This is a genomic window from Pseudomonas sp. E1BtOHC1 (assembly GCF_058744285.1).
This window is the reverse complement of sequence record NZ_CP196023.1, coordinates 6,424,299-6,440,356: the sequence shown is the minus strand read 5'-3', so window position 1 is coordinate 6,440,356 and position 16,058 is coordinate 6,424,299. Positions and strand designations below refer to the sequence as shown.

Annotated in this window: 10 protein-coding genes; 3 read left to right on the top strand and 7 right to left on the bottom strand. The window is 63.3% G+C overall.

The genetic code is table 11. From position 1 onward, the window contains the following. Positions 1-927: 927 nt before the first annotated feature. The 3 genes from ACSSVC_RS29060 to ACSSVC_RS29050 form a co-directional block, all read right to left on the bottom strand. Positions 928-3,348 carry a glucose/quinate/shikimate family membrane-bound PQQ-dependent dehydrogenase gene (locus ACSSVC_RS29060; protein ID WP_492611772.1) on the bottom strand — a complete coding sequence of 807 codons (2,421 nt, stop codon included), beginning with the start codon at positions 3,346-3,348 and terminating at the stop codon, positions 928-930. A gap of 117 nt (positions 3,349-3,465) precedes the next feature. Further along, positions 3,466-4,839: a carbohydrate porin gene (locus tag ACSSVC_RS29055; protein WP_404940094.1), complete on the bottom strand. Its 1,374-nt coding sequence runs from the start codon at positions 4,837-4,839 to the stop codon at positions 3,466-3,468. Positions 4,840-5,061: 222 nt separating this feature from the next. Next, positions 5,062-6,264 carry a benzoate/H(+) symporter BenE family transporter gene (locus tag ACSSVC_RS29050; protein WP_346632551.1) on the bottom strand — a complete coding sequence of 401 codons (1,203 nt, stop codon included), beginning with the start codon at positions 6,262-6,264 and terminating at the stop codon, positions 5,062-5,064. Between the two features lie 309 nt (positions 6,265-6,573). Between ACSSVC_RS29050 and ACSSVC_RS29045 the strand changes: the two genes are divergently transcribed. Further along, a complete protein-coding gene (locus ACSSVC_RS29045; protein WP_404937574.1) occupies positions 6,574-7,962 on the top strand; it encodes an aminotransferase-like domain-containing protein in 1,389 nt (462 codons plus the stop codon). A 65-nt stretch (positions 7,963-8,027) separates the two neighbouring features. On the opposite strand, the gene ACSSVC_RS29040 is transcribed toward ACSSVC_RS29045, so the two are convergent. After that, entirely contained in the window at positions 8,028-10,067 is a 2,040-nt protein-coding gene (locus ACSSVC_RS29040; RefSeq protein ID WP_346632549.1) for a TonB-dependent receptor, read from the bottom strand. A 263-nt stretch (positions 10,068-10,330) separates the two neighbouring features. Between ACSSVC_RS29040 and ACSSVC_RS29035 the strand changes: the two genes are divergently transcribed. Then, a complete protein-coding gene (locus ACSSVC_RS29035) occupies positions 10,331-10,561 on the top strand; it encodes a VF530 family protein (protein ID WP_016966714.1) in 231 nt (76 codons plus the stop codon). An 8-nt stretch (positions 10,562-10,569) separates the two neighbouring features. Beyond that, the gene (locus tag ACSSVC_RS29030) at positions 10,570-11,238 is read left to right on the top strand and encodes a Pr6Pr family membrane protein (protein WP_492611771.1); all 669 of its coding nucleotides are present in this window, start codon (positions 10,570-10,572) and stop codon (positions 11,236-11,238) included. A gap of 152 nt (positions 11,239-11,390) precedes the next feature. On the opposite strand, the gene ACSSVC_RS29025 is transcribed toward ACSSVC_RS29030, so the two are convergent. From ACSSVC_RS29025 to ACSSVC_RS29015, 3 genes are all read right to left on the bottom strand, one after another. Continuing rightward, the gene (locus tag ACSSVC_RS29025) at positions 11,391-12,176 is read right to left on the bottom strand and encodes a siderophore-interacting protein (RefSeq protein WP_346632547.1); all 786 of its coding nucleotides are present in this window, start codon (positions 12,174-12,176) and stop codon (positions 11,391-11,393) included. Next, on the bottom strand, positions 12,173-12,745 hold the full coding sequence (locus ACSSVC_RS29020; RefSeq protein ID WP_123726017.1) for a PadR family transcriptional regulator: 573 nt from the start codon (positions 12,743-12,745) through the stop codon (positions 12,173-12,175). Before ACSSVC_RS29020 ends, ACSSVC_RS29025 begins: the two co-directional genes overlap by 4 nt. Positions 12,746-12,910: 165 nt before the next feature. Further along, positions 12,911-16,018, bottom strand: coding sequence for a transglycosylase domain-containing protein (locus ACSSVC_RS29015; RefSeq protein WP_346632545.1), 3,108 nt, complete (start codon positions 16,016-16,018; stop codon positions 12,911-12,913). Positions 16,019-16,058: the final 40 nt, after the last annotated feature.

Genomic DNA, 16,058 nt, shown 5'->3' with positions numbered 1-16,058 from the left:
AGCTGCCCCCTACGCAACGCCTACGCTCGGCCGGCTGGGAAGGGGCCTGAAGATCAAGATCAAGATCAAGAGCAAGAGCCAAGCGCGTATTACGCGCTTTTCGTAGGAGCCGGCTTGCCGGCGAAATGGCCTGTGAGACATGCAGCGTCTGGGCTGGCGCCTTCGCTGGCAAGCCAGCTCCTACGGTGGCCCAACTACCGCATCTTGCTGTAGGAGCCGGCTTGTCGGCGAAGAGGCCCGTGAGACATGCAGCGCCTGGGCTGGCGCCTTCGCTGGCAAGCCAGCTCCTACGGTGGCCCAACTACCGCATCTTGCTGTAGGAGCCGGCTTGCTGGCGAAGAGGCCCGTGAGACATGCATCGCCTGGGCGGACGCCTTCGCTGGCAAGCCAGCTCCTACACGGGGGGCGGTACACACCGCTCCAGCTTCAGGCCGGCCGCAAGGCCGCCGTCGCGCTCTTGATCTTGATCTGAGCGCCCCGTTAACCACGATGGCCGAACGCAGGCATTGAGCCGTGGGTAACCCGGCAGGGATGCCGGGTTAGCCGCCACCCGGCCATGGATGGCCGGTGGCGGCGGCCCACGGATCAATGCCGGAGTGAGGGCATGCCGAGCCTAGGCGAGGCACCGAGTGGAGGGGCAGAGCGTTTTGCTTACTTTTGCGCTGTTCAAAAGTGAGCCGCTGTAAGAGCGGAACCGCCAGCCGCCACCCCCGCAGCACCGGATATGTACCCCAACCCCGCTGTAAGAGCGGAACCGCCAGCCGCCACCCCCGCAGCAACGGATATGTACCCAACCCCGCTGTAAAAGCGGAACCATAAGTCGCCACCCCCGCAGCAACGGATATACACACCATCCCCCTCTACCCAGAACACAAAAAAAAGCGGCTACCCCAAGGTAGCCGCCCCTTTCACCCCTGCCGGTAAAACTTATTCCGACAGTTTGTAGGCAATGATGTAGTCGCCCATCTTGGTGCCCAGGGAGCCGTGGCCGCCCACGACCACCAGGACGTATTGCTTGCCGTCCTGGCCGGTGTAGCTCATCGGCGTGGCCTGGCCGCCTGCTGGCAGGCGGGATTTCCACAGTTCCTTGCCGTTTTTCACGTCATAGGCGCGGATGTACTGGTCCAGGGTGCCGCTGAGGAAGCCCACGCCACCGCCGGTGACCATGGAGCCGCCCATGCTCGGTACGCCGATTGGCAGGCCGATCGGGATCGGCGAACTGTCGCGGCTGGTGCCGTTTTTGTGCTTCCACACCACTTTGTTGGTGGTCAAGTCGATACCGGCCACATAACCCCAGGCCGGCGCTTGGCACGGTACGCCCAGAGGCGACATGAACGGATGCATGATCACTGCGTAAGGCGCGCCAGTGTTGGGTTGCACGCCCGAGGTCTCGCTTTCGCGCTTGCTGCCGGCGGCCACTTCGGCACGCGGCACCAGCTTGGAAACGAAGGCCATGTAGTTCGGGCTGGTGAACAGCAGATGGCGCACAGGGTCCAGCGAGACGCTGCCCCAGTTGAACACGCCGACGTTGCCCGGGTAGATCAGGCTGCCCTGCACCGACGGCGGGGTGTACTGGCCTTCATAGCGCAGTTCCTTGAACTGGATGCGGCACAGCATCTGGTCGAACGGCGTGGCGCCCCACATGGCCTTTTCGTCCAGTGGTGGTGGCAGCAGGTTCAGGTCCGAGCGGGCCTGGGTTGGAGCGGTGTGGTCACCTTCGACTGCGCCGGTCGGGGCCGGTACTTCACGGATCGGCACGATCGGGGTGCCGTCGCGACGGTCCAGCACATACAGGCTGCCTTGCTTGGTCGGCTGGATCAGCGCCGGCTTGACGCCGTCCGCGGTCTTCATGTCGAGCAGGGTCGGCTGGCTACCGACGTCCATGTCCCACAGGTCGTGGTGGGTGAACTGGTAGTTCCAGCGCAGCTTGCCGGTGTCGATGTCCAGGGCCACGGTGCCGGCGCTGAATTTCTCGGCGCCCGCAGTGCGGTTGCCGCCCCATTGGTCAGGCATCTGGTTGCCCAGTGGCAGGTAGACCATGCCCAGTTTCTCGTCGACGCTGGCCAGGGACCACATGTTCGGCGAGTTGCGGGTGTAGGTCTTGCCTTCTGGCAGGGGAGCGGTTTCGTCGGGGTTGCCCGAATCCCAGTTCCACACCAGGTGACCGTCGTGCACGTCGAAGGCGCGAATCACGCCGGACGGTTCGTTGGTCGATTCGTTGTCGGTGACGTGACCGCCGATGATCACCAGATTGCGGGTGATGGCCGCTGGCGAGGTGGAGTAGTAGCCACCCGGAGTGAACGGGCCGATACCGGCCTTGAGGTCCACGGCGCCTTTGTTGCCGAAGTCTTCACAGACTTTACCGGTGTCGGCGTTGATGGCGATCAGGCGTGCATCGGCGGTGGGCAGGAACAGGCGACGCGGGCAGCTGGCGGCGATGGCCTGGCCCGCTGGGGACAGGGTGGCCGGTTGGCTGATGGCGTCGGTGTTCTTGAAGTTGGCTTCGTCGTAGTACGACACGCCACGGCAGGTCATGTGCGCCCAGCCACGGAAATCGTCGCCGTTGGGGCCCTGGATCTGCGGGTCGAAGCGCCAGATTTCCTTGCCGGTATCCGGGTCCAGAGCCAGCACCTTGCTGTGGGCGGTGCAGGCATAGAGCTTGCCGTTGACCTTCAGCGGGGTGTTCTGGTTGGTGATTTCTACCGGGTCCTTGGCAGTCGGCATGTCGCCGGTGCGGATGCGCCAGGCTTCCTGCAGCTTGCCGATGTTGGCCGGGGTGATCTGCTTCAGCGGCGAGTAGCGGTCACCGAACTCGGTGCGGCCGTAGGCCTGCCAGTCACCATCAGGGATGGCCGGCGCGGTGCTGGTCATGTCGGCGCTGTCGCGACCCAGGTCGCCGGAGATTTCCCCAGGGTTAGTGAACTGGCTGCCGATGGCAGCGCCACCGGCCAGGACCACGGCCACGCTCAGGGCCGCAGTGCCCATCGGTGCCGGGCCATCGCGCAGCAGCGGACGACGGAACCAGGGCAGCAGCAGGACCACGCCAAGGGCGAACCACAGGGACAGGCGTGGCACCAGCTGCCACCAGTCCAGGCCGATTTCCCACAGCGACCAGACGGTACTGGCGAACAGTACCAGGGCATAAAGACCCAGCGCAGCGCGTTTGCCGGCCAGCAGCAGAAGGCCGGTCAGCGTCAGGCCGATACCGGCCAGGACGTAGTACAGCGAGCCGCCGAGCATGCTCAGCTTGATCCCCCCGGCCAGCAAGGCCAGGCCCATTAGCAGCAGCAAGATTCCGAGCAGGCTTGGCAGCAAGCGGCTCGGACTTGAAGCACCCTCAGTGCTCATAGTGTGGTTCTCCGTGACGTTAAGAGTGTTCCCGCGCATGTTCACTGTAGATGACGATCAGGCGCGGGCTTGGTTCAGCTGAAAACTGTGAATGGCGTGGTTTTTTGCCTCGCGGCTTCAGAACGAACTCTGGATCTTGATCCCGCCGATCAATGCGTCGTCCACCTGGCTGACGCCACCGGGATGACGGATGTATTGCAGGTTGGGGCGTACGGTCAGCCAGTTGGCCAGGTGCACGCCGTAGTACAGCTCGGCGCTGTATTCAGTGTCCTGGGGCGGCAGGTAGCCCGGGTTGTCGTAGTCGTAGATCGCGCGGGCCTGGTTGCGGGCCTGGGCGTTCTTGCGGTACGCCGGGTTGACGTGGACCCGGGCCAGGGCAAAGCCGATGTCGTCCTTGGCGCGGGCATCGAACAGGCCTTTGTAGACCAAACCGGCCTGGACGTAGTTGTCGATGGCGTTGGTCTTTTTGTCATGGGCGGTGACGTTGGCGAACAGGCTCAGGCCGCGGGAGTGGTCGCTGGCCAAGCTGGTGACTTGCTGTTGTGCGCCGAACCACAGGCCGTGCTTGCTCGAGCTGCTGCGGTAGGCTTCGCCGCTCAGGGCCGCGCTCTGGCCGTTGCTGTCCTTGTACACGTCGCTGGCCTTGGCGCTGCTGTAGTAGTAGCCGGCGCGGTACTCACCGGCCAGGCCGTTGAGCTTGGGGGTCCACACCAGTTCCACCGGCAACAGGGTGCCCTGGGTGCCACTGCCGCTGAGCTTGAAGCCGTTGTCGCGGTCCAGGTTCGACGGGTTCTGCTCATAGGCGCCGATCTGCGCGTAGACCTCTGGGGTCAGGTGGTATTTGACCCGCAGCGCCCACTGGCTCACCGGCCAGTTGTACCAGACGCTGCCGGCCCAGTTGCCCACCTGGGAGCCGCAGAACGCCAGGTTCTGGAAGTCGCAGGGGAAGCTGTTGAAGTCTTCGCCCTGGCCGAAGCGTCCGGCTTTGATGTCGAGTTTCTGGTCGAAGAATTTCTGCTGGTACCACATCTGGGTCAGGCGCCAGGTCTGGCCGCGGCCCCAGACTTCTTGGGCCGAGGTGAAGCCGCCGACCCGAGGGTCGTTGATCCGGTCGTCGCTGATGTTGTTGCCGTCGCGCTTGGTTACCGTCAACTGGAACTCGGCGTCATCCCAGCCGAGGATCTTCTGCAGGTCCAGGTGGCTGCCGAAGGCGAACTGATCGCTGTAGCGCGCGGTACGGTCATGGTCGTAGCCGCCATGCAGGTTGGCGCCCATTTCGCCGACGTAGTCGACCTTGAACTCGTAACCCTTGTTGGCCAGTTCCGTGCGTGTGCCATTCCAGTCGCCGAGCATCCAGGGCGAGTCGCTGTCGAAGGCCGGTGCGGCCTGGGCGCAGGCGGCAAACCCCAGGGCGCCGATCAGGCTCAGGGTCTTGGGCAGGGCGACGGGAGTCAGGACAGCGCTGTCTTTTAGGCGCTGGAAAGTAGGCATAGGCATTCGAGTCAGGTCTTTTTCTAGGAATAGGCAGAAGCAAGGGCGGGCTGCGTGGCCTTGATCACGCTGGATCGAGGGGCATGCCGCTGATTTCAAAAGGAAAGATGAAGCGTTTCAGCTTCAGGGTGCGAAGGATAAAGCGCCGTCTCATCAAGAGAAAGCGCTTTTATTGACATGAACAGTTTCGGATTCGGTAACAGTAATCGGGCCCATTCGGGGTCAGCGCGGCGTGGCTGCCTCGGCGAGGGCTTGTTTCTGCCGGGTATAGCTCAGGGCGAAGTGCGCCACCAGGCCGAAGATCAGCCCCCAGAACGCCGCGGCCAGCCCCAGGAAGCTCATGCCCGAAGCGGTCACCAGAAAGGTGATCAGGGCCGCTTCACGCTGTTTCTCATCGGCCATGGCACCGCTCAGGCCGGCGCTGATGGCACCGAACAGGGCAAGACCGGCCAAGGCGGCGATCAACTCCTTGGGCAGGGCGGCGAAGACCGAGGCCAGGGTGGCGCCGAAGATGCCCATGAACAGATAGAACAGGCCGCAGGCAATCCCGGCGATGTAGCGTTTGTCCTTGTCTTCGTGGGCTTCGCGACCGGTGCAGATGGCTGCGGTGATGGCGGCGAGGTTGATGCCATGGGAGCCGAACGGCGCCAGCAGTACCGAGGTGATGGCGGTCCAGGACACGATCGAGCGCGCCGGAGTGTTGTAGCCGGCGCTGCGCATCACCGCCATGCCCGGAACGTACTGTCCGGTGAGGGTCACCAGGGCCAGGGGCAGACCGATGTTGATGATGGCGTGCCAGCTCCATTCGGGGGCGATGAAGATCGGCTGGGCCACCGCCAGGGTAATGGCGCCGCCGTTGAACTCGCCGAGGCCGGCGGCCACGGCGCAGCCCACCAGCAGTACCGCCAGAATCGCATAGCGTGGCGACAGGCGCTTGCCCAGCAGGTAGGCGGCGATCATCGCCAGTACCAGGACCGGTTGCAGGGTGACTGAGGTGAACAGTCCGGCGCCGAAGCGGAACAGGATGCCCGCCAGCATGGCGGCGGCAATGGCTTTGGGCAGGCGGCTCATGAGTTTGTCGAAGGCCCCGGACAGCCCGACCACGGCAATGATCAGCGAGGCGACTATATAGGCGCCTATGGCTTGGGGCAGCGACACCGTGGGCAGCATCGACACCAGCAGCGCCGCGCCCGGAGTTGACCAGGCGGTGATCACCGGCACCTTGAGGCGCCAGCTCAGCAGCAGGCCGGTGAGGCCGCTGCCGATGGAGATGGCCCAGATCCAGGACGACACCTGATCGCTGGGCAAGTGGGCTTCGCGGGCGGCCTGGAACACGATGATCAAGGGGCCGGCGTAGGAAATGATCACGGCGATCAGGCCGGCAATCACGGCGGAGAGGGACAGGTCCTTTCTGAGACTGTGCATGGCATCTCGACTGGCGTGGGTGAGAGAAGGATTGAATCGATTGGGTTGGCGATGGTTGAGTGTATTTCAATGAATTGAATCGATTCAATTGTTTCTCAAGAAAGATTTCTCTGGGAAGTCCTTTGTTTGTGTATAAGTGACTGATTTAAAACTATTTATATTGATCATGAATAAAGCTTTCGAGTCGCCTGCAGTTTTTTATTTGTCTTTTGATCGAATCAATAGCTCGATTGAGTCGATGTTAAAGGCGAGTGCAAGCCTGTGATATGCTCCGGTCCACTTCAAAGCAGCCGATGGTGATCAGCCTCCATGTGGGTTCCCCAGTTAAGCGAGTTCAATCAGCCGGTTTACCTGTCCATCGCCGACGCCCTGGCGCGGGACATCGGCAGCGGCCTGTTGAACGACGGTGACCGCTTGCCGACCTTGCGCGAGCTGGCGGTGACCCTCAACGTCACCCCTGGCACCGTCAGTCGTGCCTACAGCGAAGCCCAGCGTCGTGGTCTGGTGCAGGGAGAGGTGGGGCGCGGTACTTATGTGCTGGCGCAACCGCCGCTGGAGTTGCCGGAAGGTTCCAGCGCACCTTCGCTGTCCCTGGGGCAGTCCGAAGCCCTGGATCTGTCGATCATCAAGCCCTACAGCGAAACCCTGGAGTACTGGTTGCGCGGCGCGTTGGTGGGCATGGCCCGCAGCAGCGACTTCGGCCGTGCCCTGGACTACGCCCCCGACGGTGGTCATCCGGCTCATCGTGAAGCCGGTGCCCAGTGGCTGCGCCACTCCTTGCCCGAAGCCCATTGGCAACAGGTGGTGATGACTGCCGGCGCCCAGCACGGGTTGCTGGTGGCTATCAGCGCCTTGAGCAATGCCGGCGATCTGGTGCTCTGCGAATCATTGACCTACCCGGGCATCATCTCCGTGGCCCATGGCCTGGAGCGGCGCCTGCGGGGCGTGGCGATGGACGCTGAGGGGATGATTCCCGAGGCCTTGCGCGAGCAGTGCCTAAGGGAAAAGCCGGCGCTGCTGGTGTGCGTCGCCAGTTGCCAGAACCCCACCACGGCGATCATGTCACCCCAGCGCCGGGCGCAGATTGCGGCGATTGCCGAAGAGTTCGACTTCCTGATCATCGACGACGATATCTACGGCTTTCTCGCCACCGATCCGTCGATCAAACCGCTTTCCAGCTATGCGCCGCAGCGTTCGGTGTACCTCACCAGTCTGTCCAAGGCGATCATGCCGGCGTTGCGTGTGGGCTATCTCTACAGCCCGCCCAAGTTGCTGTCGCGGCTGAGCTCGATGGTCCGTAGCAGTGTGTGGATGCCGTCGCCGCTGACCGCGCAACTGGCCAGCAATGTGATTGTCGAGGGATTGGACCGCAAGCTGGTACAGACCCAGCGTAACGAAGCGGCAGCGCGCCAGGCGATTGCCCGGGAAGTGTTTGCCGGTCTGGAGATCCAGACTCAGCCCCACAGCTATCACCTGTGGCTGACCTTGCCGGAGCCCTGGACTGGCGATGAGTTCGCCACCCTGGCCCGAGCCAATGGAGTGCTGGTGATGAGCGGCAGCCAGTTCCAGGTGGAACGCGGTGCCAGCTCCCGTTGTGTGCGGGTGGTGCTGATGTCGCCTACGACCCAGGACGAGTTGCGTTTTGCCCTGACTCAGTTGGCCAGCTTGATCGAGGCTGACCCGCGACGTTATTGCTGAGACCGCTTTCGCCGGCAAGCCGGCCCCTACAGATCCGTGTAGGAACCGGCTTGCCGGCGAACGGTTTAAAAGGTGGTACGCAATCCCACTTCCACACTGCGCCCGGCAGCCGGCGCGATATCCCGCAGGATCGAACTGGCGTAGCGCACGGTCTGGTTGGTCAGGTTCTCGCCTTTGACGAAGGCCAGCCACTGGCTACGGCCAATGTCGAAGCGATAGCCGGCGCTGGCACCAAAGGTGGTGTAGCCATCGGTGCTGCTTTCGTGGTCCGGCACTCGGCCCTGGCCGGCGGCATGCTGGACATCCAGGCGTGCTTGCCAGCGATCCAGTTCCCATAGCAGGCCGCTGTTCAGGCGCAGCGGAGCAATGCGTGGCAGGTCCTGGCCATTGTCGAGGTTCTTGGCCCGGGTGTAGTCGCCGGACAGCTCCAGGGCGAACTTGCCGTAGGCGCTTTCTCCCAGGTTCCAGCGGTCCTGGGCTTCGATCCCGGTGAAGCGTGCCCGTACTCCGGAATAGGCGTATTCCGCAATTCCGTCTGCATCTTCTTCCCCTTCATCGTTGAGGGTTCGGCCCGTGCCCAGCAAGCCGATGTAGTTGGAGAAGTGGCTGTAGAACACCCCGACGCTGCCTTTGTGGGTGCCGTTGTCGAAGCGCAGGGCCAGGTCGCTGGACACGGCCTTTTCCTTGGACAGCTTGGCGTTGCCCAGCTCATAGGTGCCTGTGGCGACGTGGGCGCCGTTGGCATACAGCTCGTAGAAGGTCGGAGCGCGTTCGGTGTAGCCCAGGGTGGCGGCCAGGGACCAGACCGGCGTCAGGGTATAGACCGCACCGGAGGACAGGCTGCCGGCAGTAAAGCTGCTGGACTTATTGGCCTGGGCAAAACGTTCGTTGCCTTTGCCGTCCGGGTCCACGGTGGTGTGTTCCAGGCGTCCGCCAAGGCTGAGTCTCAGGCGCTCGGTGGCTTGAAGTTCTTCAAGAATGAACAGTGCGCCGCTGTTGGTATCGGTCTTCGGCACGAAGGCTTCTTCACCCAGGGCGGAAAACTCGTTGCGATTGACCTGGGCACCGACCACGCCTTCCAGCGGGCCGATGGGCAGATGACGGGCCTCGACCCGCGCCTCGTAACCCTTGTTCTTGAAGGTGGTGCCGGTTTCACCGCCTTCGATCTCCCGGTGTTCATAGTCGGTGTAGCCGGCGTTGAACTTGAGCGAGCTGAACGGGCCTTGGAGGTTGCGCAGCTCCGAGGCAAAGGCGTAGTGATCCTGCTTCATGCGGATACGCACGTCCTCTTCGGCGGGGGAGCCGTAGTTGGAGTCGTAGTTGCTGTAGGACAGGCCGGCATAACCGTCGTCCCAGGTGTAGGAGCCGCCGATGGCGCCGCCGTCCTGGCGACCGTCGCTGTTGCCCAGGCGGCCTTTCTTGCCGTCGCCATCTTCGCTCGCCGGCGCGTGGCGGCTGCGGGCGTAGCCGGGAATCTTCAGGTCATTGAACTGCCGGGAGTTGGCGTCCAGGTGCAGGGCGAAGGTACCGTCGCCGGCTTCCAGTTTTCCGGCGCTGCTGCGGGTGGTGGCGGCGCCGCCGTAGCGCAGTTCACCGGCACCGTGAATGCCCTCGATGGCTTCGGTGGGAATGCGGTTGTCGAAGCTGTTGATGACCCCGCCAATGGCGTTGCCGCCGTACAGCAAGGCTGCCGGGCCACGAACGATTTCGATACGTTCGACGTTGACCGGGTCCAGGGGTACGGCGTGGTCGTAGGACAGCGACGAGGCATCCAGGGCGCCGACGCCATTTTGCAGGATGCGGATGCGGTCGCCGTCCAGGCCACGAATCACCGGGCGGCTGGCGCCGGGACCGAAGTAGGACGAGGACACGCCCGGCTGCTTGTTCAGGGTTTCACCGAGGCTGCCTTTCTGTTCCAGGGTCAACTGCTCGCCTTCCAGCACGGTGGTCGGTGCGGCCAGTTGGGTACTGCCCAGAGGATTGGCGGTGATGACTTGCTGGGGCAAATCCAGGGCCTGGGCCTGGGAAGCAATCAGCAAGGCGGCGGACAGCGGCGACAGGCGCCACAGTAAAGAGCGGGAAGGGCGAGGGACTGAGAGGGACATCGGTCATTCCTTGGCAAGCGTTGCGCAGCGCGCTTTGAGTCAGAAAACAGGCGGGACACGGGGGTGCCCAGGATGCAGGTGAGTTGTTATTGATTGATACAATATAACATCTCTTTTATTTCAAAAAGCCAGGAACTTTTTGCTTCTCATGCTCAAGCACCGTGGTTGCCGACGGCGGCTACAGTTAAAACAGCGCTCTGGCGTGGGCGCATGCCCTCGGCTAAGGTGCGCGGCTTCCTCATCTTTCTCCCCGAAGGCCTGGCATGACCGATACCCAAACCGACCCGCTGCATGGCGTGACCCTGGAACAGATCCTCAAGGCGCTGGTGGAACACTACGAATGGTCGGGGTTGGCCGAGCGCATCGATATCCGTTGCTTCAAGAGTGATCCGAGCATCAAGTCGAGCCTGACCTTCCTGCGCAAGACGCCCTGGGCACGGGAAAAGGTCGAGAAGCTCTACGTGAAGTTGCAGCGCACCAAGCGTCCGCTCTGAGGAATTCCATGACCGGTGTATCGCTGCAGAGGCTGTTCAGCCGACGCGGGCTGATCGCCATTGCCGCAGTGTTGGGTTGGCTGGGGCTGACGGTTCAGCTGTACTTGATCCTGTTGCTGCGCTGGGAGGCCGGTGCCAGCCTGCTGGGCGGGCTGGTGAACTTCTTCAGTTTCTTCACCGTGCTCAGCAATACCCTGGTGGCCAGTGTGCTGACCTGTGCCCTGAATCTGCGGATTTCCCGGGGGCAGGCGTTCATGCTGCGTGCGCCGGTCAGTGGCGCGGTGGCGGCGAGCATTGTCCTGGTGGGGTTGGCCTACAGCCTGCTGTTGCGTCACCTGTGGCATCCCCAGGGCTGGCAATGGCTGGCGGACGAGCTGCTGCACGACGTGATGCCGGTGCTGTTCCTGATCTATTGGTGGTGCTGTGTGCCCAAGGGGCGGCTGCGGCTGAGGCACATCGGCTTATGGATGATTTACCCGATGCTGTATTTCGCCTATCTGCTGTTACGCGGGAATTTGCTGGGGTTGTACCCCTATCCCTTTATTGCCGTGGACAAGCTCGGCTACCCCCAGGTGTTGCTCAATGCCCTGGGCATATTGGCGGGATTCGTCCTGGTGTCGCTGCTGTTGCTGGGCCTGGATCGCTGGCTGGGCAAACACCCTCCGCAACCCCGCTAGGCACCGGCTTGCCGGCTTGAAATCGCTTTCGCTGGCAAGCCAGCTCCTACAAGGGAAATGCATTCCCGGCCATCTCGTAGGAGCCGGCTTGCCGGCGAAGGGGCCCTTGAGAACGCCTTCGCTGGCAAGCCAGCGCCTACCGTGAGGCGGGGTTATTCTTCTTCGCTGCCGTCCAGGCGCCAGTAACCGGCGGCCTTGACGAACTCGTCGTTGAGCCGGTGCTCATCCAGCAGCACTCGACGAACCTGGCGCGAGACCTTGCTCTCGGTGGCCACCCAGGCGTACAGCTTGCCTTGCGGGACCTGCAATTGACGCACAGTGCTGATCAGGTCCTGCCCGCCGCCATCACGTTCCACCCAGATCACCTCGATCTCGGCGGCGCTGTGCAGTGCCTGGCGCTCGGCTCGATCCTGAACCTCGATCACCGCCAATACCTGGCGTCCGGCCGGCAGTTCTTCCAGGCGTCGGGCAATGGCCGGCAGTGCGGTTTCGTCACCGATCAGCAGGTAGCTGTCGAAGATGTCCGGCACGACCATCGAACCTCGCGGCCCGCCGATGTGCAGGTACTGCCCCGGCTTGGCCTGTTCGGCCCAAGTTGAGGCGGGGCCGTCGCCATGGAGCACGAAGTCGATGTCCAGCTCGCCCTGTTCCAGGTCGTAGCGGCGTGGGGTGTAGTCGCGCATGGCGGGCATCGGACCGCTGTCCTTGCCCGGGCCCAGCACCAGGGTTTCCAGGGCGGCTTGCTGTTCGGCGTTCTGCGGAAACAGCAGCTTCACATGGTCGTCGCTGCCCAGGCTGATGAAGCCGGCCAGCTCAGGCCCGCCGAGGGTGATGCGGCGCATGCGCGGGGTCAGGTCGACAACGCGCAAGACTTCCAGGCGCCGGCGCTTGATCTCGTGCATGACCCGGTGAATGGATGGCTCTGGGGTTGCAGTCATTCGGATTTCTCCTGGGCAGTGTGGCTGACAGGACCATCGACAATGGCCTTGGCGGTGTTGTTCAGCAGGTCGCGTACCCGGAGGATTTCTTCCGGGCTCCAGCGGCCATGGTGCATTTGCAGGGCGTGGCGCAGGTTGTGCACCGCCTCATGAATTTCCGCGGGGCGGTCGTGGCCGCGCAGGGAACGCTTGCTGACCTCGATGCGCATGCGCACGCCGTCCAGGGCAATGGCCTGCTCCTGAAGGGAAAGACGACCGGCGTCGGTGACGCTGTAGCGTTTTTTTCCGCCTTCGGCGTCGCCCTGGATCATTTCGCTTTCTTCCAGGAAGGTCAGGGTCGGATAGATCACTCCGGGGCTCGGGCTGTAGGCGCCGTCGAACATGCCTTCGATCTGGCGGATCAGGTCGTAGCCGTGGCAGGGCTGCTCGGCGATCAACGCCAGCAGCAGCAACTTCAAATCGCCGGGGGCAAACACCCGGGGGCCGCGGCCGCCGCGTTCACGACCGGGACGGCGCTCGAAACTGTCGTGGCCGTCACCGTGTTCGCGGTGGTGAGGATGCTCTCTCATTTTCTCTTTCTCCTGTTCGATTTAGACATAACTTAAGATATATCTTAAGAATTGCGCAAGCACTTCTGTGCCGCTCAAAGCTGCCGTTGGTCGGAGATGGAAAATCGCAATGGACGGGCGATCCACGCCATGGAATGGCGTGGAGGGTCTGGCAAGCGGAGGGATTCAGCGTTGCGCGAGGCTGCCCAGGCACTGGGTGCTGCTGCCAGGCTGCAGGTAGGGCATGAGAATCGGCGCCATGCCTTTGAGCACCTGCACCGGCAAGGCCGAGGTGAACTTGAAGCCCTGGGCCGAAGCCCCCGGCACATAGGCTGTGAGGGTGCCGAAGTGGTGATCGCCGATGTAGAACACGAAGGTCGCGGTGCGGTTGATGGACTTGGAGCTCAGCACCCGGCCGCCGGCACCAATGGCCTCGATGCGGTTGTCGCCCGTACCGGTCTTGCCGCCCATGGCCAGCGGCGTACCGTCCGCCAGTTTAAAACTGCCGGATACCCGTTTCGCGGTGCCGGCATCCACCACCTGTGACAAGGCTCCGCGCAGGGCCGTGGCGACCTCCGAAGGCATCACGCGCTTGCCCTTGCCTGGGTCGTTGCTCAGGCGGGTTTCGTAAGGCGTGCCGGCGGCAAAGTGCAGGCTGTCGATGCGCAGGGTCGGCAGGCGCACGCCGTCGTTGAGGATGGTGCCTACCAGCTCGGCGAGAGCCGCCGGCCGATCGCCGGAACTGCCGATGGCGGTGGCCAGGGAAGGCACCAGGTGGTCGAACGGGTAACCGACGCTCTGCCAGCGCTGGTGAATATCCAGGAACGCTTCGATCTCCAGCATGGTGCGGATGCGGCTGTCCCGGGCGCTGCGATGGCGGCTCTTGAACAGCCAGCTGTAGACCTCCTGGCGTTCAAACTCACTGGCCTTGACGATCTGGCTGAAGGTCGCGTCGGGGTTGTTCATCAGGTAGCCCAGCAGCCACAGGTCCAGGGGATGGACCTTGGCGATGTAGCCCTGGTCCGGCAGGTCATAGGCCCCCGGGCCATAGCCGGCATAGAGTTTGTCCAGGCGCTCATCGGTGAGCTTTTCGCCGGTCTTGGCGTTTTTCATGTGGGCCCGGACAAAGCGATTGAAGCTTTCCTGGCTGGCGTCCGGCAGCAGGTAGCGGTGCACGGCAGCCAGGCGGATCGCCGTGGGGTGCATGCCGTCGAGAAAGGTGTCCAGTCGTGCCTGGGTGTCCTTGTTGCGGTACTTCTTCCAGAACCGCAACAGGAACGAGGTGCCCTCGCGGTCAGCGAAGCGTGCCAGGTATTCCTGACGCCGCGGGTTGGCGTCGTCCTTGAGCAACTCGGCACTGCCGCTGTCGCCGCCGTAGGTGCTGTAGCGCACCAGGTCACGCATCAGGCGAATGAACGGCAGGTTGATGGATTCGCGCAGGGCATCGCGCAGGGTCGGGCTGCGGCCGTTGTCCTCGTTGCGAAAGTTGTGGAAGTGATGCACCCCGCCGCCGGTGAAGAAGGCTTCGCCGGGGCTGGCGGAGTAGGTGCGGTCCAGGGCGGCGTCGAGCATCTTCGGCAAGTTGCGGTCGCTGTTCTGCATCAAGTAGTCGATGGCCCAGCGGCTCAGGCGGTCCTGGTCATTGACCACAACCTTCTTCAGTTCGGCCGGGGTTTTCCCGGCGTGCTTGTCGTGCAGCTCGGAGATGATCTGCAGGTAGGTAGTCAGCACCCGCAACTTGGCGGTGGAGCCCAATTCCAGCTTGCTGCCTTCGTTGATGTCGAAAGGCTGGTCGGTGCTGTCGGTCTGCACGCGCACCCGCGAGCCGTCGGGGGTGAGTTCGAACAGGGTGAAGCTGTAACGCACTTGGGTGGTGCTGGTGGGGGTCAGCAGGCGCTCGCCGAGCACACCGATCTGTGCCGCAAATGCAGGGTCGGCGAGATGCTTGAGGTACTCCGTGGCCTGGCGTTGCAGGTCGCTCTGCAAGGTACTGGTGGCCGATAGGTCAAGGCGGTCCAGGTCGTACAGGGGGCGGTTGAGCAGCGCTGCCAAACGGCTGCGGGCCACGCTGATGCCCTTGTTGGTTTCGATCGGCTGGATCGTCGGCTGCTGCTGCCAGTCGCGGTAGCTGACCTTGCTGGCCAGGGCCGCGGCGGTCAGGGCGGGATCGATGACATCGTTTTGCGCCAGCAGGCGGATATGGCTGTCGGTGAGGTCCGCCAGCTCGGCGTGCCCCTTGACCAGATAATGGGAGGGGCGGCGTTGCGCGATCATCAGCGACAGCACCTGACGCAGGGCCAGGCCACGCTGGGCCAGGCTTCTGGCATCGGTGGCGTTGCTGGCCAGGGCCTGGTTGACCTGATCGAAATCGGCGCCGTACCAGACCCGCAGGCCCTCGGCCATGCCATGTACCTCGCCGTGGCCGGGAACTGCCGACAGCGGCACGCTGTTGAGGTAATCGCGGACGATCCGGCGCCGGGCTTCCAGGGTTTGCGGGCCATCCTGATAGGCGCGCACGCTGGCGGAAATCATCTGGCGGATCTTTTCACCGCCGGACACCGTCAAGCCATCGGGTGAGTGGCGGTATTTTTCCAGCTGGGTGGCCAGGGTGCTGCCGCCAGCGGTCTGCCCGGGCAGGTGCAGGAGCTTGGCCACCTGGGACCAAGCGGCCTTGGCGAAGCGCGGCCAATCCACTGCCGGGTTGGCCTGGGCCAGCTTGGGGTCCAGCAGATCGCGGTTTTCGATGAACAGCAGGCTGTGCACCATCAGGGGCGGGATATGGGCGAAGCTGGCATACAGCTGTTGCGGGTAATTGAATTGATACAGGGGCGCGGCGCGGCAATCGGTGATGGACAGGCCGGCCTGGATTTTCTCGGTATAGGGCACGAAAAAACCGTTTTTACTGTAGTCCATCAACGCCGGGGAAAAGCGTGTCTGAGCGTCGATCAGGTAGCCGCGTTTGAGCAGACGTGGCAGGAACTCACCCAGGGCGCTATAGCCCAGACGCCGGTCGAAGGGGCCGGCGCCGGGATAGAGCATGGCATCGCTGGGGCCAGGTTGCAGGGAATAGCTCAAGTCACGAGCCAGCTTGCTGAATTCCCGGGCCTGGAGCTTGGAGGTCCGCATTTCCCGGGTGGCGGCGACCCCCAGGGCGATCAGCGCAATCAGCAATAGCAGCCAGAACAGGCGCCAGGCATAACGGCGCGGTCCGGTTTTTTTGGGTATAGGCGCTTCGTCCTCGCTGTGGTTTGGCACTGCGGTTTTACGCGAATCGGTCTGCCACAGAGCGCCCATAGTCGATTGATCCATTCACGCAGATTGATCGGACTTGTCT

Excerpts from the sequence above, each read along its gene's own strand:
- ACSSVC_RS29060 (WP_492611772.1), bottom strand. The coding sequence starts at position 3,348 with ATGAGCACTGAGGGTGCTTCAAGTCCGAGCCGCTTGCTGCCAAGCCTG.
- ACSSVC_RS29030 (WP_492611771.1), top strand. The coding sequence starts at position 10,570 with ATGACCGGTGTATCGCTGCAGAGGCTGTTCAGCCGACGCGGGCTGATC.
- ACSSVC_RS29050 (WP_346632551.1), bottom strand. The coding sequence starts at position 6,264 with ATGCACAGTCTCAGAAAGGACCTGTCCCTCTCCGCCGTGATTGCCGGC.
- ACSSVC_RS29015 (WP_346632545.1), bottom strand. The coding sequence starts at position 16,018 with ATGGGCGCTCTGTGGCAGACCGATTCGCGTAAAACCGCAGTGCCAAAC.
- ACSSVC_RS29045 (WP_404937574.1), top strand. The coding sequence starts at position 6,574 with ATGTGGGTTCCCCAGTTAAGCGAGTTCAATCAGCCGGTTTACCTGTCC.
- ACSSVC_RS29035 (WP_016966714.1), top strand. The coding sequence starts at position 10,331 with ATGACCGATACCCAAACCGACCCGCTGCATGGCGTGACCCTGGAACAG.
- ACSSVC_RS29025 (WP_346632547.1), bottom strand. The coding sequence starts at position 12,176 with ATGACTGCAACCCCAGAGCCATCCATTCACCGGGTCATGCACGAGATC.
- ACSSVC_RS29040 (WP_346632549.1), bottom strand. The coding sequence starts at position 10,067 with ATGTCCCTCTCAGTCCCTCGCCCTTCCCGCTCTTTACTGTGGCGCCTG.
- ACSSVC_RS29020 (WP_123726017.1), bottom strand. The coding sequence starts at position 12,745 with ATGAGAGAGCATCCTCACCACCGCGAACACGGTGACGGCCACGACAGT.
- ACSSVC_RS29055 (WP_404940094.1), bottom strand. The coding sequence starts at position 4,839 with ATGCCTACTTTCCAGCGCCTAAAAGACAGCGCTGTCCTGACTCCCGTC.